Here is a 24,451-nt window from a genome sequence, read left to right as displayed (position 1 = left end):
TGCGGTGGCGGCACCGCCGGCTTGCCGGAATTCGCGCCTAGCTCGTCCGCCGCACCACCAGCCGGGGCGGGAGCAGCCGCATCTCGGAAGAATGGTTGCCGATCTCGCCGATCAGCGTGTCGACCAGCATCTCGCCCGCGGCATTGTAATCCTGCGCGATGGTGGTGAGCGGGGGATGGGTGAGGCTGGCGGCGGGGATATCGTCGAAGCCCACCACCGATATGTCGCCGGGCACCGACTTGCCCGCTTCCTGCAGTGCCCGCAGCGCACCCATCGCGATCAGGTCCGATGCAGCGAAGATCGCGTCGAAGGGCAGCTGGTTGGCGAGCAGCTGGCGCGTAGCCGCGAATCCCGATTCCTCGATCGACAGCGCGCCGGTCTGCAGGCGCGGATCGGGCTCGATCCCGGCTTCGAGCTGGATGTCGCAAAAGCCGTGATAGCGGTCGCGAAATTCGGGATAGTGGCTGGTCGCCTCGCCGATGAACGCCAGCCGGCGGCGGCCCTGGGCGAGGAGATGGGCCGCGGCGAGCCGGCCGCCCAGCATGTTGTCGCAACCGATCGTGGTGCCGAGCCCGTCCAGCTCCACCGAACCCCAGCGCACGAAATGCGTGCCCTGGCGGACCAGGTCCTGCAGGCGGGCGCGGTACAGCTCGTAATCGCCATAGCCGAGTAGGATCAGCCCGTCGGCCTTGCGCGCGTCCTCATAGTCCTTGTGCCAGTTGGACGAGAGCTGCTGGAACGACGTGAGCAGGTCGTAGCCCCGCTTGGCGCAGGTGCGCAGGATCGAACCGAGCATCGCCAGGAAGAAGGGATTGATCGCGGTGCCGTCGGGCAGCGGATCCTCGAAGAAGAGCAGGGCGAGCGTGCTGCTCTGGCCGCGGCGCAGCGACGATGCGTTCTTGTCGACCTTGTAGCCGAGCTGCGCCGCGATCGCCTCGATCCGCTTGCGCGTGCCTTCGTTCACGGTGGGATCGCCGCGCAGGGCACGGCTCACCGTCGGCTGCGAGACTCCCGCCAATGCCGCGATGTCGAACGATGTCGGCTTGTCCGGCGAGGCCATGCCGCTCCCTGCTCCCCAGCCGCGCAATTGTTGCGCGCTTGTTGCAACTACCCTGCCCGGGCCGGAATCGGAAGCAGGGCTGAATACGTATGCGCTTGCCTTCACTTGTCGGCCGCATGCGGCGAATTGGGGGAGGCTTAGAAAAACCGTCGCCAGTGAAGGCGGCGAGGATATTTGGGGAGGAAGACGATGGCTCTGTCCAATCACGCCGAGATGCTGCGCGCCCGTTCGGCGCTTTCGCTGGGAACGAGCAGCCGCGCGCTCGCCGCGGCGCTGCTGCTGCTGGGCGCGACCCCGGCCTTTGCCCAGGGCACGACGCCCGCACCGGCGCCCGCCGACCAGCCGGAGGAGGGCAATCTGGTCGTCACCGGCATCCGCGCCTCGCTGACTTCGTCGGCGAACATCAAGCGCAACAACGTGACGATCGTCGACTCGGTCTCGTCCGAGGATATCGGCAAGCTGCCCGACGTCTCGATCGCCGACTCGCTGGCGCGCATCCCCGGCGTCACCGCCCAGCGCCTGGAAGGGCGCGACCAGCGCCTGTCGATCCGCGGCCTGGGCCCGGACTTCTCGACCACGCTGCTGAACGGCCGCGAGCAGGTCACCGTCGGCGACAATCGCGGCGTGGAATATGATCAATATCCGTCGGAATTCTTCAAGAACGTCAACGTCTACAAGTCGGCCGACGCCTCGCTGATCGCGGCGGGCATCTCCGGTACGGTCGACCTGCGGATGCTGCGCCCGCTCGACCAGAAGAGGGACACGTTCGTCGTCTCGCTGCGCGGCCAGATGAACGAGAAGGACAAGCTCAATCCCGACGGCACCCGCTATGGCTACAAGGCGTCCGCCACCTATGTCGGCAAGTTCGCCGGCGACACGCTCGGTATCGCGCTGGGCGTATCGGCGCAGAACACGCCGACCCAGATCGAGCGCTACGCGGCCTGGGGCTTCCCGACCGAGCCGGCCGCCGGCGGCAACCTCTTCCTCGGTGGCGCCAAGCCCTATGTCCAGTCGAACCTGCTGAAGCGCTATGGCGGCGTCGCCACCATCGAATGGGCACCGAGCGAGAATTTCCACTCGACCTTCGATGCGCTCTATTCGAACTTCAAGGAAACCCAGCACCTGCGCGGCATCGAGTTCGGCGTCGCGCCGGCCTGGGGTTCGGGCGGCGTGATCGCGCCGGGCTATACGGTGCGGGACGGGCTGGTCACCGACGCGACGATCAGCAACCTCGTCGCCGTCCAGCGCAACGACCTCAACGAGCGCAAGGCCGAGAACATCTCGCTGGGGTGGAACAACGACCTGAAGCTCAGCGACACGATCCATCTCAACGTGGATGCCAGCTGGAGCCGCGCCACCCGCACGGACTTCCTGCTCGAGACCTATTCGGGCACCGGCTATAATTCGAGCGGCGCCAAGGACACGATCAGGATCCACCAGAATGGCGACGGCACCTATGACATCGTGCCGACGATCGACTATTCGAATACCAGCGTCATCCGCCTGACCGATCCGCGCGGCTGGGGCTATAACGGCACCACCGCGGTGGTGCAGGCCGGCTTCCTCAACCGGCCCGATTTCGTCGACGACCTCAAGGCGCTGCGCGCCAGCCTGAAGGGCGAGATCGGCGGCAGCGTGCTGAGCGCCTGGGAAGTGGGCGGCAATTTCAGCCGCCGCAAGAAGGAAAGCAACTACACCAGCTACTTCCTCTGCCCCAAGGGCGGCGGCACCAACTGCACCGTCGCCAGCGGCACGCCGACCAGCCTCGCGGTGCCGAACGACGTGCTGCTCGGCGAGACGGTGAGCCTCGACTATCTGGGCGTGCCCAGGATGCTGACCGTCGATCCGATGAAGGTCTATGGCCTGCTCAACTCGGTGTACGACAACCGGCCGGATTCGCTGGTGCGCGACAATGTCGTCAGCGAGGATGTGTGGACCGGCTATGCCAAGCTGACCGTGGACGGCACGGTGGGGGGCAAGCCGCTCAAGGGCTCGCTCGGCGTGCAGGTGATCCACACCAAGCAGCAATCGGCGGGCCAGATCGCGGCGCTGGTGGGCGGCGTGGTGACGATCTCGCAGGTGGCGGGTTCGGAGAGCTACACCAATGTCCTGCCCTCGGCTTCGTTCAGCCTCGAGCTGGAGCCCAGCTTCTACATCAAGCTCGGCGCCGCGCAGACCATGGTGCGCCCGCGCCTCGACCAGGAGCGCATCACCCAGGCCGTGTCGATCGACCTCTCGAAGATCGGCCTGGGCAGCCAGCCGCAGAATAGCCCGTTCAGCTCGAACGGCGGCAATTTCCGCCTGCGGCCCTATCAGTCGACCAACATCGACATCTCGTTCGAGAAGTATCTGGGCAATGGCGGCGGCTATCTGGCGCTGACCGGCTTCTTCAAGCACCTGACCGACTTCGTCGATCCGAACAATTCGGTGCTCTACGACTTCTCGCCGCTGCTCTCCGCGCTCACGCCGGCACAGCGTGCGATCGTGGTGGCGCAGAATGCGCATATCGGCCTGGTCAGCTCGCCCAAGAACACCGGCCGCGGCGACATATTGGGCGTGGAAGCCACCGCCTCGCTGCCCTTCACCGTCTTCAGCCAGGCGCTGGACGGCTTCGGTATCTTCGCCACCGGCACCTATGTCGACAGCAAGATCCGCTACGCCAACAACGTCACGCCGATCACGCTGCCGGGCCAGTCGAAATGGGTCGCCACCGGCACCGCCTATTTCGAGAAGAACGGCTTCCAGGCGCGTGCCACCTATCGCTGGCGCGACAGCTTCCTGGCCGAGCTGGCCGGCCTCTCGGCCAATCCCGAATATCGCCTGGGCCGCCCGGAAGGCGTGCTCGACGCGCAGATCGGCTATGAGTTCCGCAGCGGGCCGCTGAGCGGACTCTCGATCCTCGCCCAGGCGAAGAACCTGACCGACCAGCCCTTCGTCACCACCGAGGCGAGCGACCCACGCCTGGTGCGCGAATATCAGCGTTACGGCCGCGACTATTATATCGGCATCACGTACAAGTTCTGACGCGTGGAAATGCGGCCCGGCACCGCGCCGGGCCGCCTGTTTATCGAGGGGCAGACGTGCAGAGTGAGCAGCCGATCCGGATCGTGATCGCCGGCGGCGGCACCGCGGGCTGGATGGCCGCGGCCGCGTTCGCCCGGTTCCTCGGCCCCGGTTTCCGGATCACCCTGGTCGAATCGGAAGAGATCGGCACGGTCGGCGTGGGCGAGGCGACGATCCCGCAGATCCGCCTGTTCAATGCCGGCCTGGGCATCGACGAGGACGCGTTCATGGCTGCCACCCAGGCCAGCTTCAAGCTCGGCATCGAGTTCGTCGGCTGGACGAAGGGCGGGCGCTACATGCACGCGTTCGGCGATGTCGGCCGCGCGAACGGGCTGCTCGCCTTCCAGCACAGCTGGCTGCGCGGGCTGGCCGAAGGCGTCGCCCGGCCGCTCGCCGCCTATTCGCTCAACAATGTGGCGGCGCTGGCGAACCGGATGCAGCGCGGGCCGGCGCGTACGGCGAAGCTGTTGCCCGAAATGCCCTATGCCTTCCATTTCGATGCGGGCCTCTATGCCCGCTTCCTGCGTGGCCTGGCCGAGAGCGGCGGCGTCACGCGGGTGGAGGGCCGGATCGTCGCGGTCGCGCGCGATGGGGAGAGCGGCGACGTCAGCGCCCTCGAGCTGGAGGGCGAGCGCGAGGTGGCGGGCGACCTGTTCCTCGACTGCACCGGTTTCCGCGCCCTGCTGATCGGCGAGGCGCTGGGCACGGGGTTCGAGGGGTGGAGCGACCTGCTCCCCTGCGACCGCGCCATTGCCGTGCCCTCCGCGCGCGCGCGTGACTTCACCCCCTATACCCGCGCCACCGCGCACGCTGCCGGCTGGCAATGGCGCATCCCGCTCCAGCACCGCACCGGCAACGGCCTGGTCTATGCGAGCGCGCATCTTTCGGACGACGAGGCCGCGGCGCGGCTGCTCGCCGGCCTGGACGAACCGGCGCTCGCCGATCCCCGGCCGCTGCGCTTCGCCGCGGGCAAGCGGCGCGGTTTCTGGAAGCACAATGTGATCGCGGTCGGCCTGGCGAGCGGCTTCCTCGAGCCGCTCGAATCGACCAGCATCCACATGATCCAGTCGGCGATCGAGCGGATCCTGAGCCTGCTTCCCGGCCGGCAGACCTCCCCGGCGCAGCGCGAGGAATATGATCGCCAGACGCATCTGGAATATGACCGCATCCGCGACTTCCTGGTGCTGCACTATTGGGCGAACGATCGCGACGAGCCCTTCTGGGCGGAGCGGCGCGCGGCGGCGCTGCCGGCCTGCCTCCGCCACAAGGTCGCGCTGTGGCGCGCCTCCGGCCGGATCGTGCGCGGCGAGGCGGACCTGTTCAGCGAAGTCGCCTGGCTGCAGGTGCTGGCCGGGCAGGGGATCGCCGCCGCCGCCCACCATCCGCTCGCCGATGCGCCGCCGCGCGAGCACATCGCGGAGTATCTCGGATTGATCGAATTGCTGAACGCCCGCGAAGCCGGCCAGATGTCGGACCACGCGGCCTATGTGGCGCAGCATTGCGCGGGAGCGGCGGCGGCATGAAGATCCGCTGGCGCAATATTCGGCGAATTTGTTCCCCGGCGACGGTCGGGCCCCAGTTGCCACGTCGTTCGATAGGGAAGACCGCGTCTCCAGCTGCGCCGAAACTGGGCCCCGGCCTTCGCCGGGGAACTGCTCTCGCGCTTGCGCTCCAGGCCGCGGCCCCCGCCGCCGCGCAGGACTTCCGCGCGCGCCTGCCGCAGGACGAAGTGATCTATTTCGTCCTGCCCGATCGCTTCGCCAACGGAGATCCGGCCAATGATCGCGGCGGCCTGTCCGGCGATCGCGGCACCACCGGCTTCGATCCCGCCGACGCGCGCTATTATCATGGCGGCGACCTGAAGGGGCTGGCGGCGAAGCTGCCCTATCTCCAGGCACTCGGCATCACGGCGATCTGGGTCGCGCCGATCTTCGTGAACAAGCCCGTCCAGGGCGGGCCGGGCCAGCAGAGCGCGGGCTATCACGGCTATTGGATCACCGACTTCACCCATGTCGACCCGCATTTCGGCACCGATGCGGCGTTCAAGGCGCTGGTCGACGCCGCGCATGCCCGCGGCATGAAGGTCTATATGGACATCGTCGCCAACCACACGGCCGATGTGATCCAGTATCGCGAGTGCGTGGGCGCGAGCGCCTGCCCCTATCGCGGCCGGGCGGACTATCCCTATCAGCGCCGCGGCGGCGTGCACGGCGCACCGATCAATCCGGGCTTCGCGGGCGATGCGGTCCAGACGGCGGAGAATTTCGCGAAGCTGACCGATCCGGGCTATGCCTATACGCCCTTCGTTCCCGAAGCGGAGCGGGCGGCCAAGCATCCCGCCTGGCTCAACGACCCCATTCACTATCACAATCGCGGAGACTCGATCTTCGCCGGCGAGAGCTCGACGATGGGCGATTTCGTCGGCCTCGACGATCTGATGACCGAGGATCCGCGCGTGCTCGCCGGCATGATCGACATCTATGGCAGCTGGATCGACCGGTTCGGCGTCGACGGCTTCCGCATCGACACCGCCCGCCACGTGAACCCCGAATTCTGGCAGGGCTTCGTTCCCGCGATGCTGGCGCGGGCCAGGACCCGGGGCATCCCCAATTTCCACATCTTCGGCGAAGTTGCGGATCCCGCTGCCCAGGCCGCGCACACGATCGCCGCGAAGCTGCCCTCGGTGCTCGACTTCGCCTTCCGTCAGGCGCTGCTCGACGGCGTTGCCGGGACGAAGGGCACCGACGTGTTCGAGAAGCTGTTCGACGACGACGTGCTCTATGCCCGCGGCTTCGATACCGCGATCACGCTGCCCACCTTCAGCGGCAACCACGACAATGGCCGCTTCGCCTGGTTCGTCCGCAAGGCCTTTCCCCAGGCGAGCGAGGCGGAAGTGCTGCGGCGCGTGCTGCTCTCCAACGCGCTGCTGCTCACGCTGCGCGGGGTGCCGACCATCTATGCCGGCGACGAACAGGGCTTTGCCGGCGGCGCGAACGACGTCGACGCGCGCGAGGATCAGTTCGGCAGCAAGGTCGCGCAATATACCGCGCGCAAGCTGGTCGGCAGCGATGCGAGCATCGCCACGCCGCGCTTCGACGAGGCGCATCCGATCTTCCGCGAGATCGCCGCCCTGGCGCGCGTGCGCACCGCCACGCCGGCGCTCACCCGCGGACGGCAATTGCTGCGCGCTCGCGAGGACAAGCCGGGGTTGCTCGCCTTCTCGCGCTTCGATCCCGTCACCGGCGCCGAAGTGCTGCTCGCCTTCAATACCTCCACCGAGCCGCTGACCCGGCAGGTCCAGGTCGAGACGCGATCCCTCCGTTTTCATCCGCTAGCCGGAAGCTGCGCCGCCACGGCCAGCGCTCCCGGCTCCCTTTCCATCACCCTGCCGCCGCTCGGATATGCGGTGTGCGCGGCGGAGACGAACCAGTGAACCAGCTTGCCGCGAAAGCGGAGACCCGGAATGCGCAGCCCTGGTGGCGCGGCGCGGCCATCTACCAGATCTATCCCCGCAGCTTCTTCGATTCGAACGGCGACGGCATCGGCGACCTGCCGGGCATCACCGCGCGGCTCGATCACATTGCCGGCCTGGGCGTCGATGCGGTCTGGCTGTCGCCCTTCTTCAAGTCGCCCATGGCCGATTTCGGCTATGACGTCGCCGATTATCGCGACGTCGATCCGATCTTCGGCACGCTCGCCGACTTCGACGCGCTGATCGCCCGCGCACATGCGCTGGGGCTGCGCGTGCTGATCGACCAGGTCTGGGCGCACACGTCGGATCAGCATGCCTGGTTCATCGAGAGCCGGGCCAGCCGCGCCAATCCCAAGGCCGACTGGTATGTCTGGCACGACGCGAAGCCGGAAGGCTCGCCGCCCACCAACTGGCAGTCGGTCTTTGGCGGCCCGGCCTGGACCTGGGACGCGCGGCGCGGCCAATATTACATGCACAATTTCCTGAAGGAACAGCCGCAGCTCAACTGCCATCATCCCGAAGTGCAGGCGGAGCTGCTGGCGATCACGCGCTTCTGGCTGGATCGCGGCGTGGACGGGTTCCGCATCGATGCGATCAACTTCTCGATGCACGATCCCGAATTCCGCGACAATCCGCCGGCCCCGGACGACGGCACGCCGCGCACGCGCCCGTTCGATTTCCAGCTCCACATCTACAATCAGAGCCATGCCGACATTCCCGGCTTTCTCGAGCGGCTGCGCGGGGTGTTCGACGAATATCCCGATCGATTCACCGTCGCCGAAGTGGGCGGTGCGGATGCGGATCGCGAGATGAAGCTGTTCACCGCGGGCGGCAACCGGCTGAACACCGCCTATGGCTTCGACTTTCTCTATGCCTCCCGCCTCACTGCCGCGGGCGTGCGCGCCGCGCTGCAGAACTGGCCGGCGGGCGGCAGCTGGCCGAGCTGGGCGTTCGAGAATCACGATGCGCCGCGCGCCGTGTCGCGCTGGACCCGGCCCAAGACGGCGGACGCGTTCGCGCGGATGAAGATGCTGCTGCTCGCGGCGCTGCGCGGCAACATCTTCCTCTATTATGGCGAGGAGCTGGGGCTCGATCAGGTCGAGATCCCCTTCGAGGCGCTGCAGGACCCCGAAGCGATCGCCAACTGGCCGCGCACCCTGTCGCGCGACGGCGCGCGCACGCCGATGCCCTGGTCGTCGACGGCGCCCGAGCTTGGCTTCACCAGCGGCAGGCCCTGGCTGCCGGTCGGCCCCAACCATGAAGCGCTGGCAGTGAACGTGCAGGATGCCGACCCCGCCTCGCTGCTCGCCTGGACGCGCCGGGTGCTGGCGCTGCGCGGCGCCTCGCCGGCACTGCGCACCGGCGACATCGCCTTCCACGACGCGCCAGGCGAACTGCTCGCGTTCGAGCGCGCGGCGGAGGGCGAGCGTCTGCTCTGCCTGTTCAACCTGGGCGATGTCGCGCAGCATTGGACGCCGGCGAACGCATCCCATTGGCGTCCGCTGCTCGCGACCGGCGGCGCCGGCGACTGGACCTTCGCACCCCATTCCGGGCTGATCGCCCGCTACGAAGCCTGAGGAGAAATCATGAAGCTCGCCCCCCTCGCGCTGGCGCTCGCCGCCTTTCCCTTCGCGGCGCCCGCGCTGGCGCAGGACGACCTGTCGCAGAAGCGGGACGGCAATGTCGTCGCCCGCGCCGCCTCGCCCGATGGCGGGATCACCGTGACGGTCAGCATCGATGGCGAGGGCCGGGCGAGCTATGCCGTGCAGCGCGCCGGCAAGCCGCTGCTCGCCGACAGCCGGCTGGGCTTCCTGTTCACCGACGCGCCCAAGCTCGACCGCAACATGGCGCTGGTCGAAGTGAAGCGCGACAAGGCCGACACCAGCTGGACCCAGCCCTTCGGCGAATGGACGACGATCCGCGACAACCACAATGAGATGACGGTGCGGCTGCGCGAGAAGGCCGATCTCGCGCGCGAGATGGACGTGACCTTCCGGATCTTCGACGACGGCGTCGGCTTCCGCTACACGCTGCCGAGCCAGCCCAACCTGAAGCATGCGAACATCGCCGACGAGCTGACCGAGTTCGCCTTTGCCGAGCCGGGCACCGCCTGGTGGAAGCCGGCCTATCTGTGGAACCGCGAGGAATATCTCTACAACAAGACGCCGCTCGACGCGGTGGGCACCGCGCAGACGGTGATGACGGTGAAGCTCGCCGGCGGCACCCATGTCGCGCTGCACGAGGCGGCATTGGTCGATTATTCGGCGATGAACCTCCAGCGGGCCGAGGGCAACACCTTCAAGGCCTCGCTGACTCCGGGGGCCGGCGCGCCCAAGGTGTCGCGCGATGCCGGCTTCTCGACGCCGTGGCGCACCATCGCCATCGCCGATGACGCGGCGGGGCTCTATGCCGCCAGCCGGATGACGCTGAACCTCAACGCGCCGAACAAGCTGGGCGACGTGTCGTGGATCAGGCCGGGCAAGTTCGTCGGCGTCTGGTGGAACATGATCAAGGGCGAATGGACCTGGTCGCGCGGAGCCAAGCACGGCGCCACCACGGCGCATGTGAAGCAATATATCGATTTCGCCGCGGCCAACCATATCCCCGGCGTGCTGGTCGAGGGCTGGAACATCGGCTGGGACGGCAACTGGTTCGGCAATGGCAACGAGATGCAGTTCGATCGGCCGACCGAGGATTTCGACGCGGCCGAGCTGGCGCGCTACGCCAAGGCCAAGGGCGTGTACCTGATCGGCCATAACGAGACCGGCGGCTCGGCCAGTCATTACGACAGCCAGCTCGACCGCGCGTTCAAATATGCCCAGGACCATGGCATCCCGGTGGTGAAGACCGGTTACGTCACCGATGCCGGCCAGATCGAGCGGGTCGATCCCGACGGCGCGCAGCACCGCGAATGGCATGAGAGCCAGTGGATGGTGAACCATCATCTCCGCGTCGTGGAGACTGCCGCGAAATATCATGTCTCGATCGACAGCCACGAGCCGGTGAAGGACACCGGCCTGCGCCGCACCTGGCCCAACTGGGTGGCGCGCGAGGGCGGGCGGGGCATGGAGTACAACGCCTGGGAAGGCGGCAAGAATCCGCCCGAGCATGAGGCGAACATGGTCTTCACCCAGCTGCTCGGCGGCCCGATGGACTTCACGCCGGGCGTGCTCAGCCTGAGCGGCTCCAACGGCTCGGCGATCCAGTCGACCATCGCCAAGCAGCTCGCTTTGTACGTCGTGCTCTATTCGCCGGTGGTGATGGCGGCCGACACGCCGGAGAACTACGCCAAATATCCGCGCGAGATGAAGTTCATCCGCGACGTGCCGACCGACTGGAGCGACACCCGCGTGCTGAACGGCGAAGTGGGCGACTATGCGACGATCGTGCGCAAGGCGAGGGGCGGCGACGACTGGTTCCTCGGCGCGGTGGGCGACGAACAGGCGCGCAGCTCGGTGGTGACGCTCGACTTCCTCGATGCGGGCAAGACCTATGTCGCCGAGATCTATCGCGACGGCCCCGGCGCCGACTATCGCACCGAGGCCCGCCATGCGATCACGATCGAGAGCAGGCCGGTGAAGAAGGGCGACACGCTGACGATCGCGCTGGCGCCGGGCGGCGGCGAGGCGATCCGCTTCGTCGCGCCGGCCGCCAAGGCGCGCCGCCGGTGACTTCGGCCGGGGGGCGGCCGCGCCAGGGGTTCGCCGGGCTGTGGAACATCAGCTTCGGCTTCCTCGGCATCCAGATCGGCTTCGCGCTGCAGAATGCGAACATGAGCCGCGTCTTCCAGTCGCTGGGCGTCAAGATTGACGATCTGGCGCTGCTGTGGGTCGCCGCCCCGCTGACCGGGCTGCTCGTCCAGCCGGTCATCGGCCATTATTCGGACCGGACCTGGGGCCGCCTTGGCCGCCGGCGACCCTATTTCCTGGCCGGCGCGGTGCTGGCGGCGCTGGCGCTGTTCGCCATGCCCAATGCGCCGGTGCTGCTCGCCGCGGTGCTGCTGCTCTGGGTGCTCGATGCGTCGCTCAACGTCTCGATGGAGCCGTTCCGCGCATTTGTCGGCGACATGCTCGACAGGAGCCAGCACACCGCCGGCTATGCGATCCAGACGGCGTTCATCGGCGCCGGCGCGGTGATCGGATCGGCCACGCCCTGGCTGCTCGACCGGTGCGGCGTGTCCAATGTCGCGATCGGCGGCGCCTTGCCCGATACGGTGCGCTGGAGCTTCTATCTGGGCGGCGCGGCGCTGCTGCTCGCCGTGCTGTGGACCGTGTTCACCACCCGCGAATATTCGCCCGAGGAGATCGCGGCGTTCGACGGCGAGGCGGCGCCCGCCGCGCATCCGGCCCCGCCCGCCACGATCGGCGCGGGCCTGCCCTGGCTGGTCGGCGGCGCGGCGCTGGGGGCGCTGGTCTTCGCGCTGGAGCTGGAGAAGGAGCTCTATCTGCTGGCCGGCCTGCTCGCCGCCTATGGCCTCGCCCGGATGATCACCGCGGTGACCAGGGCGGGCATCCTCGGCGATCTCATGGGCGATTTCTCGGGCATGCCGCCGGTGATGAAGCGGCTCGCGCTCGTCCAGTTCTTCAGCTGGTCGGCGCTGTTCATCATGTGGATCTATACCACCCCGGTGGTGGCCCAATATGTCTTCCACGCGCCGGATACCACCGGGGCCGTGTTCAACGCGGCGGGCAACTGGGTCGGTATCCTGATGGCCGCCCAGAGCGCGGTCGCCACCCTTGCCGCGCTATTCCTGCTCCGCCCGCTCGCCGCCCGCGTCGGCAAGGTGCGCACCCATGCGATCGCGCTGGCGCTCGGCGGGCTCGGCTATGCGAGCTTCCTGGTGATCCGCGATGCCAACCTGCTGCTCGCCGCCGAGATCGGGATCGGCATCGCCTGGGCCTCGATCCTCGCCATGCCCTATGCGATCCTCGCCTCGGCGCTGCCCCAGGCGAAGCTCGGCGTGTACATGGGCCTGTTCAACGTCTTCATCGTCATCCCCCAGCTGCTCGTCGCCGCGGTGATCGGCACGGCGATGCGCCATTTCTTCCCGGGCCAGCCGATCTGGACGATGGCGATCGCGGCGGCGGTGATGGGGCTGGCGGCGCTCGCGACGCTGCGGGTGCGCGAGGCCTAGGCCCGGCGCCCCGCGAGCTGGATCGCCACAGCCACCGCCGCGAACCCGGCGCCGAGCAGCGACACCGCGCTCCAGCCGCCCAGCGCCCAGGCCCAGGTCGCAGCACCCGATCCGGTGGCGCCGCCGACGAACATCGCGCCCATGAAGATGGTGTTGAGCCGCGCCCGCGCCTCGGGCCGCAGCGCATAGACGATGTGCTGGTGCGAGACGAGCGCGCCCTGCACGCCGAAATCGAGCAGGAGCACGCCGATCACCATGCCGGGGATCGAGGGCCAGAGGCCGTTGAACGCCCAGCCGGCCAGCACCGCGGCCGCGCCGAGCAGGATCACCGGGCGCGGTCCCTTCCGGTCCGCGATCCGCCCGGCGATCGGGGCGGCGAGCACGCCCACCGCACCGACCACGCCGAACAGGCCGGCCACTTCGGCGCCCAGCCCCAGGTCCGGCTGCTGCAGGCGCAGCGCCAGGATCGTCCAGAAGCCGCTGAACGCCGCGAACAGCAGCCCCTGGGTGATCGCGGCGCGGCGCAGCGCCGGGAATTCGCGCCACAGCCCGCCGAGCGAGCGGAGCAGCTGGTGGTAGCGCAGGTCCGAATCCGGGGCGCTGTGCGGCAGGGTCAGCGCCATCGCCCCGCCCGCGGCGAGCGCCAGCGGGACGCCCAGCCAGAACATCTCGCGCCAGCCCGCATGCGCCGCGACGAAGCCGGCCAGGGTGCGGCTGAGCAGGATGCCGCAAAGCAGCCCGGCCATGACCGTGCCCACCACCGCGCCGCGCCGCTCGGGCGCGGCCAGGTGCGCGGCGAGGGGCACGATCTGCTGCGCCACGGTGGCGGCGAAGCCGACCGCGACCGAGGCAGCGATCACCAGCGCGGCGCTGGGCGCGATCGCGGCGAGCATCAGTGCACCCGCCAGCACGACGAACTGGATCGCGATCAGCCGCTTGCGCTCGACCAGGTCGCCCAGCGGCACCAGCAGGAACAGGCCCAGCGCATAGCCGACCTGGGTTGCGGTGGGCACCAGCACGGTCAGCTCGCCGGGCAGGTCGCGTTGCATCACCCCCAGCATCGGCTGGCAATAATAGATGTTGGCGACCGCGATCCCGGTGGCGGCGGCCATCGCGAAGATCAGCGGACGGCCAAGCCGGTCCGGTGCCGTGCCGGCGGCCAGGGGCAGGGGGGTGGTCATGGATGCTCCGGGGGAAATCAGACGTAGCGCGGAATGGGCCCCAGCTGGGGTGTCCGGTCGGGCAGTTCAACCACCACCTCGTCGACATAGCACCAGCCCCAGCCTTCGGGCGGATCATAGCCTTCGATGATCGGGTGGCGAGTCGCATGGAAATGCGCGGTGGCATGGCGATGCGGGCTCTGGTCGCAGCAGCCGACATGGCCGCAGGCCCGGCACAGGCGCAGATGCACCCAGGGGCTGCCGATCGCCAGGCACTCCTCGCAGCCGCGGGCGCTGGGAGTGACCTGGTTGACGGTCATCACGTGCCGGCATTCCATTGCTGTGCCCCTTCCGCATTCGGCCGCTCCCTTGTCGCAGGTGCGGAGCCGGGTGCCAACGGCTTGCCAGCCACATCCGATGTCGCTACATGGCAGGATCGTTCCACTGCGAAAAAAGGGAGGGCGTAGATGACAGATGTTACCACACGCCTCCCCGGTGCGTTCCGCACCATCGGGCGCTTCCACCACTAGGTCCTGAAGCCTCCCTGATCCGGGCCTTCCACCCGCATCACCCCTGATCGACATCGCATTGGAGACGGCGCCCCGGCGCCGGTTCACGACATGACCCACGACACCGACCGCCCGGATGCGATCCGCCGCGTCCTGCGTTTCACTTTCCGCCACTGGGCGCGGCAGCGGACGCGCGCCGCCTGTATCGCCTTCTTCATCACTGCCGCGACGGCGACGGAAATCTTCGTCCCGATGTTCGCCGGCCGGCTGATCGACGCGCTGGCCGCCGATCTGCGCAACGACGCGCTGGCGCTGTTCGCGGCGATGGCGGCGCTCGGCCTTGCGATGGTGGTACTCCGCCACATCGCCTGGGCGGGCATCATCCCGTTCACGCTGCGTATGATGCGCGACGTGACTCAGGACGGTTTCCACCGCGTTCAACGCTTCTCGACCGACTGGCACGCCAACAGCTTCGCCGGCTCCACGGTCCGCAAGATCACGCGCGGCATGTGGGCGTTCGATACGCTGAACGACGTGCTGCTGCTCCAGCTGCTGCCGTCGCTCGCCGTGCTCCTCGGCACGATGCTGCTGCTGGGCTGGCACTGGCCCGTGCTCGGCGTCGTGATGGGCATCGGCGCCGTCGCCTATGTCGCGATGACGATGGTGCTGGCGACGCGCTGGGCCTCGCCCGCCGCGACGCTGTCCAATGCCTGGGACACGAAGCTGGGCGGCCTGCTCTCCGATGCGATCGGTTCGAACGCCGTGGTCAAGGCGTTCGGCGCGGAGGCGCGCGAGGAAGGCCGCGTCGGCACGCTGCTCGCCAAATGGGGAAAGCGCACCCGGCGCACCTGGTTGCGCTACACTTGGTCGGGCAGCGCGCAGATCGCGGTGCTGTGGGCGATCCGCGCCGCGATCACCGGCACCGCGCTGTGGCTATGGTGGCTCGGGGCGGCGACTCCGGGCGACGTCACCTTCGTGCTGGCCAGCTATTTCGTCGTGCACAGCTATCTGTTCGACATCGGCTTCCACATCCATCACCTGCAGCGCTCGGTGAACGAGATGGAGGAACTGGTCGATCTGCACGAGCAGCCGCTGGGGATCGAGGACCGGGCCGACGCCGCGCCGATCCGCATCACCGCGGGCGAGGTGCGCTTCGACGACGTCACCTTCCGCTATGGCGGGCACGAGACGCCGCTCTACGAGCATCTCGACCTCATCATTCGCGGCGGCGAGCGGGTCGGGCTGGTCGGCCATTCTGGATCGGGCAAGACGACTTTCGTCAAGCTGATCCAGCGCCTCTATGACGTGAACCAGGGCCGGGTGACGATCGACGGGCAGGACGTGTCGCATGCGACCCAGCAGTCGCTGCGCGCGCAGATCGCGATCGTGCAGCAGGAGCCGATCCTGTTCCACCGCAGCTTGGCCGACAACATCGCCTATGCCCGTCCCGGGGCGAGCCAGGCGGAGGTCGAGGCGGCGGCGCGGCTGGCCAATGCGCACGACTTCATCGTCAAGCTGCCGCGCGGCTATGCGACGCCGGTGGGCGAGCGCGGCGTCAAGCTGTCGGGCGGCGAGCGCCAGCGCGTGGCGCTGGCCCGCGCCTTCCTGGCCGACGCGCCGATCCTGATCCTCGACGAGGCGACCTCGAGCCTCGATTCCGAGAGCGAGGCGCTGATCCAGCAGGCGATGGACCGGTTGATGAAGGGCCGTACGGCGATCGTCATCGCCCACCGGCTCTCGACGGTGCGCACGCTCGACCGGATCCTGGTGTTCGACCAGGGCCGCATCGTCGAGGATGGCGACCATGCCGCGCTGCTGGCCGATCCGGACGGCCGCTATCGCCGGCTGTTCGACCGGCAATCGGGCAACATCGTCGACGAGGAGCCGGCGCTCGCCGAGGGGTGAGCGCCGGTCTCGGCCCCGGCGGTCGGGTCCGGTATCGACGCTGCATCGCTGCCGCAAATCCGAAGATTCTATGCATTATGCTGCCCCGAGGCTGGCGCGCCGAACCCGAGCGATTGGGTTGCCACAATCCCAGCCATCGGCCGAGCCTCCGGCAACGAGCCTCCGGCTCTACCGCCCGAACCCTAGATCCGGTTCGCCCGGGCGATCGCGCCCAGGTGCAGCGCGCTCGGCCGCGGGGTGCGCTTCAGGGTCTCGCGGTCCACCGCGACCAGCCCGAACGGCACGCCATAGCCCGAGGTCCATTCGAAATTGTCGAGCAGCGACCAGTAAAGATAGCTGTGCACCGGAATGCCCTCGTCCAGGCACGCACGCACGCCGTCCAGCGCCTGGTCGATAAAGGCGATGCGGCGGGCATCGTCCTTCGCCGCGATGCCGCTCTCGGTCACGTAGATCGGCTTGCCGATCTCCCGGTGCGCCCAGCGGATCGTGTTGGCCAGCGCCTGGGGATAGAATTCATACCCCGCCATCGTCATCTCCGCGTCCTTCGCCGGCGCGACCATGCCGTTCGCGTCGAACACGAAGCGGGTATAGGTCTGGACGCCGAAGAAATCGGCGGCCTCGCGCGCCACCTGCACCCAATCGCCATAGAGCTTGTCGCGATAATAGGCGGCGCGCTCGGGCGTATCGGCCTGCACGTCCTGCGTGGTCAGGGTGATGCCGACGGGCAGGGCGGGGCGGACCTCCTTGATCGCTGCATAGGCCTGGCGGTGCGCCGCCTGCAGGATCGGCGTCGCCACCGCCGGATCGGCATAGGCGAGGCGCGAGAATTTCGGCGAACCGGTCGCCCGCGCCGCGGCGGCGATGGCGGCCTTCACCACGGGCGCGAAGGCGGCGATCCCCGGCATCATGTCGACCAGCAGGCGGATGTTCGCCTCGTTGAAGGTCGTCGTCATGTGCATCAGCCCGCCCAGCCGCTCGGCGACCTTGCGGCAATAGCGCGCGAACAGCTGCGGCGCGTCCGCCACTTCGAAGCCGCCGCGTTGCGCGAACCACAGCGGCGTGGTGAAATGGTTGAGCGTCACGATCGGGCGCAGGCCGTGCGCGCGGCACGCCTCGAGCATGCGGGCATAATGGTCGAGCTCGGCATTGGAGAAATGGCCTTCGCTGGGCTCGATCCGCGCCCATTCCACGCCGAGCCGGTAGCTGTTGAAGCCCAGCTTCGCCGCAAGCGCGAAATCCTCGGCATAGCGATGATAGGAGTCGCAGGCGTCGCCCGATCGCTCCTTGAACATGCTCGGCTGCAGATTCTCCATCAGCCACGCGTCGGCGTTCGTGTTGTTGCCCTCGCTCTGATAGGCGGAGATCGCCGTGCCCCACAGGAAGCCCGGCGGCGCGGGCTTGCGGCGGGCCAGGGGCCTGGCCGCTACGGGCGAGGCCCCGGCGCCCAGCGCGGCCGCCACGATCAGCGCGCGGCGGCCGAGGCGCAGGCCTTCGCTCACCGCGCCGTCGCGGCGACCGGCGCGCGCCGCGTGGCGGCGGCCACTTCGCGCTCGGCCTGGGTGAAGCCATAGGCGGGGACGATCTCGTCCGCGCGGTCCGCGACGCTGCTCCATTCGGCGACGACCCGTTCGCCCGCGTCGTCGCTCCGGCCGACCTGGATGCCGTCGGTCAGGGTCACGTGCGCGGCGGCGAAATGGCCCGCGCCGGCGCAGAGGATCGCGCGGGTGGGGGCATCCTCGCCGACCAGGGCGAGCAGGCCGGGGCTCACCAGCTCGGGCGCGAGCATCTCCAGGCTCTCGGCGGAGAGCACGCCTTCGGTCATGCCGGTCGCCGCGGTGGGCGCCAGGCTGTTGACGCGGATGCCGTATTTCTCGCCTTCGATCGCCAGCGTCTGCATCAGGCCGACCAGCGCCATCTTGGCGGCGCCGTAATTCGCCTGGCCGAAATTGCCGTACAGGCCCGAGGAGGAAGTGGTCATCACGATCCGCCCGTAATTCTGCGCGCGCATCGCCTCCCACACTGCCTTGCAGCAGATCGCCGCGCCGATCAGGTGCACGTCCACCACCAGGCGGAAATCGTCCATGCTCATCTTGGCGAAGCTCTTGTCGCGCAGGATGCCGGCATTGTTGACCAATATGTCGATGCGGCCGAAGCGGTGGAGCGTCTCGGCGACCATCGCGGCGACGCGCGCCTCGTCGGTCACCGATGCGGCAAAGGCGATCGCCTCGCCGCCGGCCGCGCGGATCTCGGCGGCGACGGCGTCGGCTGCGGGCTGCGACAGGTCATTGACGACGATGCGGGCGCCCTTGCTCGCCAGGTACAGCGCGTGCGCGCGCCCCAGTCCTCCGCCCGAACCCGTCACGATTGCTACACGACCCGCCAGCGACATCCCGCTCTCCGTTCTTCGACTCTATCGACGGATCGCTTGGTAGCGCTGCAATGATTCACTAGCAAGATAGCGAATATGTGGCGCTATCTGCTCCGGTTGCAGATCTCGAGGAAGCCGGCGGCCATGAACGAGGCCATCCGCTCCTTCACCGCGGCGAAGTCGTCCGAATGGCACAGGCCGTCGGAGAGCTTGTCGATGCGGCCGGTGCGCGCGAGCGTGAGCATCAGCGCGCCGGTGACGAAGTGATAGCCCCAGAAGATATCCTCTTCGGCGCAGTCGGGCAGGGCGCGCTTGAGCAGGCCGATCAGGCGCAGCACGACGGGGTCGAAATGCGCGTCCATCAGGTCCGCACCCCAGGCCGGGGTGTTGGCGACCTGGGCGCCCAGCTTGGCATAGTTCTTCCAGCCCTCGCCGCCCTGGATATAGGTGTCGAGATCGGTGTCGAGGAACGCCCGCAGCGCACCTTCCACCGTCGGCGCGCCGCCGCATGCCGCTTCGTACGCGTCGAGCGCCTGCATCCGCCGCTCGCTGGTCACCACTGCCCGCCTTGCGAAGACGGCGTCGAACAGCGCCTTCTTGTCGGCGAAATAATAGTTGAGCAGCGTGTGGTGGACGCCCACCTGCTTGGCGACGTCCTTGAGCGTGACGCCGTAGAGTCCGTGCTGCGAGAACAACGCCTCGGCAGCGTCGTAGATCTGCTCCATCGTCTCGGCGCGCTGCTCGGCCTTGCGGGAGCGGCGAACGGGTTTGGCGGTCTCGGTCACGCCCATGTTCCTTCCCGTCTAAGGGCCTAGCGTCAAGCCTCCGCGCAGATATTCACACGCGTGATAGTGTGTGTTGACAGTATCGCGCGCTTGCCCGCATGATGCGGCGAAGGCGGAAGAACCGTCAGGGAGAGGAAGCGTGGAAACCCAGGCAAGCGGCGCCCGCCGCTGGATCGTGCTCGTCACGCTCACTTTCGTCTATGTGCTCAATTTCCTCGACCGGCAGCTCCTCGGGATTCTCGCCAAGCCGATCCAGGATTCGCTCCACGTCACCGACGGGCAGCTCGGCCTGATCGGCGGGCTCTATTTCGCGATGTTCTACTGCTTCATCGCGATCCCCGTGGGCTGGCTGGCCGACCGCACCAACCGGGTGACGATCCTGTCGCTCGCCTGCGCGATCTGGAGCGGCGCGACGATCGCCTGCGGCCTGGCGACCAGCTATACCCAGCTCGTCATCGCCCGCATGACCGTGGGCTTCGGCGAGGCGGGCGGCGTGCCGCCCAGCTATGCGATCATCACCGACACTTTCCCGCCCGGCCAGCGCGGCACGGCGTTCGGCATCTTCAACCTGGGGCCCCCGATCGGCGCAGCGCTGGGCATCGCGTTCGGCGCGACCATCGCCGCGATGTTCGACTGGCGCGACGCCTTCGTGGCGATCGGCGTGGTCGGCGTGGTCACCGCGATCCTCGTCCGTATCGTCGTGCGCGAGCCGAAGCGCGGTGCGACCGACTCGGCCCCCGCCGCCCGCCCGGCCGCCAAGGCGCCGTTCTGGGGCACTTGCTGGATGTTCCTCACCCATCCCGTGCTGATGCTCGCCGCGCTTGGCAGCGGCGCCACCCAGTTCGTCACTTATGGCCTGGGCAATTTCGCAGTGCTGTTCCTGATCCGCGAAAAGGGGATGACCCTGTCCGAGATCGCACTGTGGTATGCGATCGTCGTCGGCATCGGGATGAGCGCCGCGATGCTCGTCTCGGGCCGGGTGATCGACCGCCTCCGCCGCCGCGGCCGCCTCGTCTATGCGCTCGGCCCGGCGGTCTCGCTGGCCATCGCCATGCCCTTCTACATCGCCTTCGTCTGGGCGCCGGGCTGGCCGCTCGCGCTGGTGCTGCTGACCATCGTCAACTGCTTCAACTATTTCTACCTCTCCGCCTCGGTCGCGCTGGTGCAGGAGGAAGTCCGCCCGGACCAGCGCGTGCTCTCGGGCGCGCTGCTGCTGCTGGTGATGAACTTCATCGGCCTCGGCCTCGGGCCCACCTATGTCGGCGCCGCCAGCGACTGGTTCCGGAACCATGGCTGGGACCATGGCCTCCAGCTCGCGCTCTACACGCTCTCGCCCTTCTACCTGATCGCGATCGCGCTATTCCTCACGCTCGCCCGCATCCTGCGCGCCGAGCAGAACGCCAAGGGGTCCGCATGAAGCCGTTCCGTCCCGCCGCCATCGCCGCCGCCCTGCTGCTTGCGGGCACCGCATCCGCGCAGGAGCCGGTCGTCGCCGCGCCTTCGGGCAGCGTGCGCGGCACGCGCGAGGGCGATATCCGCGCGTTCAAGGGCATTCCCTATGCGGTGCCTCCCGTCGGCGGCATGCGCTGGCGCCCGCCTGCGCCGATGCAGCCCTGGCAGGGGGTGCGCGACGCCAGGGACTTCGGCCCGGCCTGCGTCCAGTCGCAGAGCAAGACGCCGGTCTCGGTCTATTCCCCCGCTGCGCCGCTGCCGGTGAGCGAGGATTGCCTGACGCTCAACATCTGGGCGCCGGCCGACGCGAAAAAGGCACCGGTCTTCTTCTGGATCCATGGCGGCGCGCTGTCGGGCGGCTCCAGCCGCGAGCCGATGTACGACGGCAGGAAGATGGCCGAGCAGGGCGTGATCGTCGTCTCGATCAACTATCGGCTGGGGGTTCTCGGCTGGCTCGCCCATCCGGCGCTCTCGGCCGAATCGCCGCAAAAGGTCTCGGGCAATTACGGGCTGCTCGATCAGATGGCGGCGCTCGCCTGGGTGAAGCACAATATCGCGGCGTTCGGCGGCGATCCCGCCAGGGTGACGATCGCGGGCGAATCCGCCGGCGGGCTCAGCGTGATGTTCCTGATGGAATCCCCGCTCGCCCGCGGCACCTTCGGCAAGGCGATCGCGCAGAGCGCCTATATGGTCGCCATGCCCGAGCTGAAGAAGCAGGCGTACGGCGCGCCTTCGGCCGAGGCCGTGGGCACGATGCTCGCCGCCGGCGTCCAGGCGCCCGATCTCGCCGCGCTGCGCGGCATGGACGCGCAGACGCTGACCGACAGCGCCGCCAAGCTCGGCTTCTTCCCGTTCGGGGTGGTCGACGGGCTGGTGCTGCCGACGCAGATGGTCGACGCGTTCGACCAGGGCAGGCAGGCCCCGGTGCCGATCCTCACCGGCTTCAACCAGGGCGAGATCCGCTCGCTGATGGTGCTGGCGCCCAAGGCCCCGGCGACGGCGGAGGACTATGAGAAGAGCATCCGCGAGAAATATGGCGAGTTCGCCGATGGCTTCCTGAAGCTCTATCCCGCCGCGGATTACAAGGAGAGCATCCTGGCGACGAGCCGCGACGCGCTCTATGGCTGGACGACCGAGCGGCTCGCCCGCAAGCAGGCGGCGATCGGCCAGCCCGCCTATGTCTATCTCTGGGATCATGGCTATCCGGCGATGGCGGCGGCGGGGCTGCATGCCTTCCACGCCAGCGAGCTGCCCTATGTGTTCGGCAATCTCGCGCCGCTGCCGCCGAAATGGCCGGTCATGCCGGAGAGCGATCGCCCGCTCTCGGATGCGATGCTCGGCTATTGGACCAGCTTCGCCAAGACCGGCACCCCGGCCGCGAAGGACGCGCCGGCGTGGCCCGCCTTCGGCAAGGATCGCGACTATCTCCACATCGCCGACGCCCCCAGGGCGGAGCGCGGACTGATGCCGGGCATGTACGACCAGTATGAAGCCGTGGTCTGCCGCAGGCGCGCGGTGGGGGTGGCGTGGAACTGGAACGCCGGACTCGCCGCGCCCAAGCTGCCGCCCAAGGCGCCTGGGTGCGATTGAGCTCCGCCTTGCCGGACTAGGGCCAATCGACATTTGCGAGACTGGCGGTCCCCCATGCGGCTGCCCGGCGAAGGGCTGCCCGGCTCTCATCGCACGCCCAAATGTCGATTGGCCCTAAGTTGAGAACCCAAGCGAGTATCTGATTTTCCGTCGTCATCCCCGCCTGCGCGGGGATGACGAAAGGGTCATTTGTCTCGGGGGACGATCGGCCCCTTGTTTCGGGAGCGGCGTGGCGGCGTGAGCGATACCCTCTTGCGGCCATCGCTCGGTCATGCCGAGCCGCCTACCGTCCCACCTTGCGCCCGGCGATCCGCCCTTCGGCATAGTCCTCGCGCAGCCGCTTCTTGTCGATCTTCCCCGACGCGGCCAGCGGCATCGCCGGCACCTCGGCGACTTCGCCGGGGATCCACCAGTCCGCCACCTTGCCGCGCAGCAGCGCGAGCAGCGCGCGCGGATCGCCTTCGCTGCCCTGGGTCTCGACGATCAGCACCGGCCGCTCGCCCCATTTGTCGTCGGCCCGGCCGATCACCGCGACGTGGCGGACGGCGGGATGCGTGCCCACGATCGCCTCGATCTCGTTCGGGTTGATCCACTCGCCGCCCGACTTGATCAGGTCCTTGGCGCGGCCGCAGATCGTCAGGTTGCCGGCCTCGTCGATCATCGCCAGGTCGCCGGTGTCGAAATAGCCCTCGGCGTCCAGGGCGCTCGCCTCGGCGCGGAAATAGCGCTCGATCACGCTGTGCCCCTTCACCTTCAGATGCCCCAGCACGCCGCGCTGGGGCACCAGCGCATTGCCCCCGGCATCGGTGAGCTTCAGGTCGAGCCCCAGGATCGGCCGCCCCGATCCGCGCGCCGCATCGGCGGGCAGGTCGCGCGGCGCCACCGTGCCGATCGGCGAGAGCTCGGTCATGCCCCAGCTCGTCTGCACCGCGGCGCCCAGCTGTTCCTCCAGCCGCCGGATCAGCGCGTCCGGGCAGCTCGACCCCCCGATCAGCACGCGCTCCAGGGTGGGGAAGGTCTCGCCGGTCGCCTCGGCCTGGTCGGCCAGCGTCAACCAGACGGTCTGGACGCCGACGGCAACGGTCACGCCTTCCTCGCGGATCAGCCGGGCGAGGCTGGGCCCGTCGAGCGTTCGCCCCGGCAGCACCAGCTTGGTGCCCGCCGCCGGCGCCGCGAACGGCATGCCCCAGCCATTGGCATGGAACATCGGCACGCCGAGCAGCAACGTGTCGCGCGCGGTGATCGCCACCGCATCGGCCTGCAACGCGCGCAGCGTGTGAATATAGTTGGAGCGGTGCGTGTAGATCACGCCCTTGGGGCTGCCGGTGGTGCCGCTGGTGTAGCAGAGCCCCGCCGGCGCATTCTCGTCGAACTCCCCCCAGGGCACCGGCGCGCCGTGCGCGGCGAGCAGCGCTTCATGCTCCCAGATGCGCGCCCGGTGCGATCCGAGGGCGCCGACATCGGCGTCGGGCCGGTCCAGTATGACGACATGCTCGATCGTCGGGCAGCGGGCGATCAGGTCGCGGGCGAGCGGCAGCAGGTCCGCCGCCACCGCCAGCACGCGGTTGCCGGCCTCGTCGATCATCGCGGCCAGATGGGCCGCGGTCAGCCGCGGGTTGAGCGTGTGGCAGACCATCCCCACGCCCATCGCCGCATAATAGATCTCGAAATGGTGGATCGTGTTCCAGGCGAGCGTGCCCACCCGGTCGCCCGCTTCCAGCCCGAGCGCGGCGAGCGCGCCCGACAAGCGGTTGCTGCGCTCGCGCAGCGCCGCATAGTTGGTCCGCCGGATGACCGTCCCCGCGTCCGCCTCGACCACCTCGCAGTCCTGGAACCACTTGGCGGCATGATCGAGGAACTTGTCTACTGTCAGTCCGTAGGGCTGCATGAAACCTTGGGGCGTACGGAGGGAAGGAAAGGCCGCCGGAGAGGGAGCCCCGGCGGCCGGCAGGA

Annotated in this window: 16 protein-coding genes; 9 read left to right on the top strand and 7 right to left on the bottom strand. The window is 68.5% G+C overall.

Annotated features, from left to right (window positions below; genetic code table 11):
• Positions 1–37 precede the first annotated feature (37 nt).
• Complete coding sequence (locus FHR20_RS17790; protein WP_167300967.1) at positions 38–1,060, bottom strand: LacI family DNA-binding transcriptional regulator; 1,023 nt, start codon at positions 1,058–1,060, stop codon at positions 38–40.
• A 213-nt stretch (positions 1,061–1,273) separates the two neighbouring features.
• On the opposite strand from FHR20_RS17790, the gene FHR20_RS17785 reads away from it, so the two are divergent.
• The 6 genes from FHR20_RS17785 to FHR20_RS17760 are packed head-to-tail and all read left to right on the top strand — an operon-like array spanning position 1,274 to position 12,729.
• Complete coding sequence (locus FHR20_RS17785; protein ID WP_167301175.1) at positions 1,274–4,084, top strand: TonB-dependent receptor; 2,811 nt, start codon at positions 1,274–1,276, stop codon at positions 4,082–4,084.
• A 56-nt stretch (positions 4,085–4,140) separates the two neighbouring features.
• Entirely contained in the window at positions 4,141–5,646 is a 1,506-nt protein-coding gene (locus FHR20_RS17780; RefSeq protein ID WP_341786479.1) for a tryptophan halogenase family protein, read from the top strand.
• Entirely contained in the window at positions 5,643–7,556 is a 1,914-nt protein-coding gene (locus tag FHR20_RS17775; RefSeq protein WP_167300966.1) for an alpha-amylase family glycosyl hydrolase, read from the top strand. Before FHR20_RS17780 ends, FHR20_RS17775 begins: the two co-directional genes overlap by 4 nt.
• Entirely contained in the window at positions 7,553–9,172 is a 1,620-nt protein-coding gene (locus tag FHR20_RS17770) for an alpha-amylase family glycosyl hydrolase (RefSeq protein ID WP_167300965.1), read from the top strand. Before FHR20_RS17775 ends, FHR20_RS17770 begins: the two co-directional genes overlap by 4 nt.
• A gap of 9 nt (positions 9,173–9,181) precedes the next feature.
• Positions 9,182–11,266 carry a glycoside hydrolase family 97 protein gene (locus FHR20_RS17765; RefSeq protein WP_167300964.1) on the top strand — a complete coding sequence of 695 codons (2,085 nt, stop codon included), beginning with the start codon at positions 9,182–9,184 and terminating at the stop codon, positions 11,264–11,266.
• Positions 11,263–12,729 (top strand): MFS transporter, encoded by a 1,467-nt coding sequence (locus FHR20_RS17760; RefSeq protein WP_167300963.1) that lies wholly within the window; start codon positions 11,263–11,265, stop codon positions 12,727–12,729. Before FHR20_RS17765 ends, FHR20_RS17760 begins: the two co-directional genes overlap by 4 nt.
• Here the strand turns inward: FHR20_RS17760 and FHR20_RS17755 are convergent.
• Together FHR20_RS17755 and FHR20_RS17750 are read right to left on the bottom strand one after the other, a co-directional pair.
• A complete protein-coding gene (locus FHR20_RS17755; RefSeq protein WP_167300962.1) occupies positions 12,726–13,910 on the bottom strand; it encodes an MFS transporter in 1,185 nt (394 codons plus the stop codon). The genes FHR20_RS17760 and FHR20_RS17755 overlap by 4 nt on opposite strands.
• 17 nt (positions 13,911–13,927) lie before the next feature.
• Positions 13,928–14,227, bottom strand: a complete 300-nt coding sequence (locus FHR20_RS17750; protein WP_167300961.1) for a UBP-type zinc finger domain-containing protein — start codon at positions 14,225–14,227, stop codon at positions 13,928–13,930.
• A 282-nt stretch (positions 14,228–14,509) separates the two neighbouring features.
• Between FHR20_RS17750 and FHR20_RS17745 the strand changes: the two genes are divergently transcribed.
• Positions 14,510–16,303: an ABC transporter ATP-binding protein gene (locus FHR20_RS17745; RefSeq protein WP_167300960.1), complete on the top strand. Its 1,794-nt coding sequence runs from the start codon at positions 14,510–14,512 to the stop codon at positions 16,301–16,303.
• 182 nt (positions 16,304–16,485) lie between these two features.
• Here FHR20_RS17745 and FHR20_RS17740 read toward each other — a convergent pair whose 3' ends face one another.
• From FHR20_RS17740 to FHR20_RS17730, 3 genes are all read right to left on the bottom strand, one after another.
• The gene (locus FHR20_RS17740) at positions 16,486–17,802 is read right to left on the bottom strand and encodes a glycoside hydrolase family 1 protein (protein WP_341786478.1); all 1,317 of its coding nucleotides are present in this window, start codon (positions 17,800–17,802) and stop codon (positions 16,486–16,488) included.
• On the bottom strand, positions 17,799–18,692 hold the full coding sequence (locus FHR20_RS17735; RefSeq protein WP_167300958.1) for an SDR family NAD(P)-dependent oxidoreductase: 894 nt from the start codon (positions 18,690–18,692) through the stop codon (positions 17,799–17,801). Before FHR20_RS17735 ends, FHR20_RS17740 begins: the two co-directional genes overlap by 4 nt.
• A gap of 83 nt (positions 18,693–18,775) precedes the next feature.
• Entirely contained in the window at positions 18,776–19,456 is a 681-nt protein-coding gene (locus FHR20_RS17730) for a TetR/AcrR family transcriptional regulator (RefSeq protein WP_341786477.1), read from the bottom strand.
• A gap of 139 nt (positions 19,457–19,595) precedes the next feature.
• On the opposite strand from FHR20_RS17730, the gene FHR20_RS17725 reads away from it, so the two are divergent.
• Both FHR20_RS17725 and FHR20_RS17720 read left to right on the top strand, forming a co-directional pair.
• Positions 19,596–20,873, top strand: coding sequence for an MFS transporter (locus FHR20_RS17725; protein ID WP_167300957.1), 1,278 nt, complete (start codon positions 19,596–19,598; stop codon positions 20,871–20,873).
• Complete coding sequence (locus FHR20_RS17720; protein ID WP_167300956.1) at positions 20,870–22,498, top strand: carboxylesterase/lipase family protein; 1,629 nt, start codon at positions 20,870–20,872, stop codon at positions 22,496–22,498. The genes FHR20_RS17725 and FHR20_RS17720 overlap by 4 nt, the downstream gene beginning before the upstream one ends.
• A 283-nt stretch (positions 22,499–22,781) precedes the next feature.
• On the opposite strand, the gene FHR20_RS17715 is transcribed toward FHR20_RS17720, so the two are convergent.
• Positions 22,782–24,386 carry an AMP-binding protein gene (locus tag FHR20_RS17715; protein ID WP_167300955.1) on the bottom strand — a complete coding sequence of 535 codons (1,605 nt, stop codon included), beginning with the start codon at positions 24,384–24,386 and terminating at the stop codon, positions 22,782–22,784.
• Positions 24,387–24,451 lie beyond the last annotated feature (65 nt).

The sequence above is a fragment of the Sphingomonas leidyi genome, from assembly GCF_011761945.1.
Classification (GTDB): Bacteria; Pseudomonadota; Alphaproteobacteria; order Sphingomonadales; family Sphingomonadaceae; genus Sphingomonas; species Sphingomonas leidyi.
Note: the sequence above shows the minus strand (reverse complement) of the source record. Positions and strands in the feature narration are given on the sequence as shown.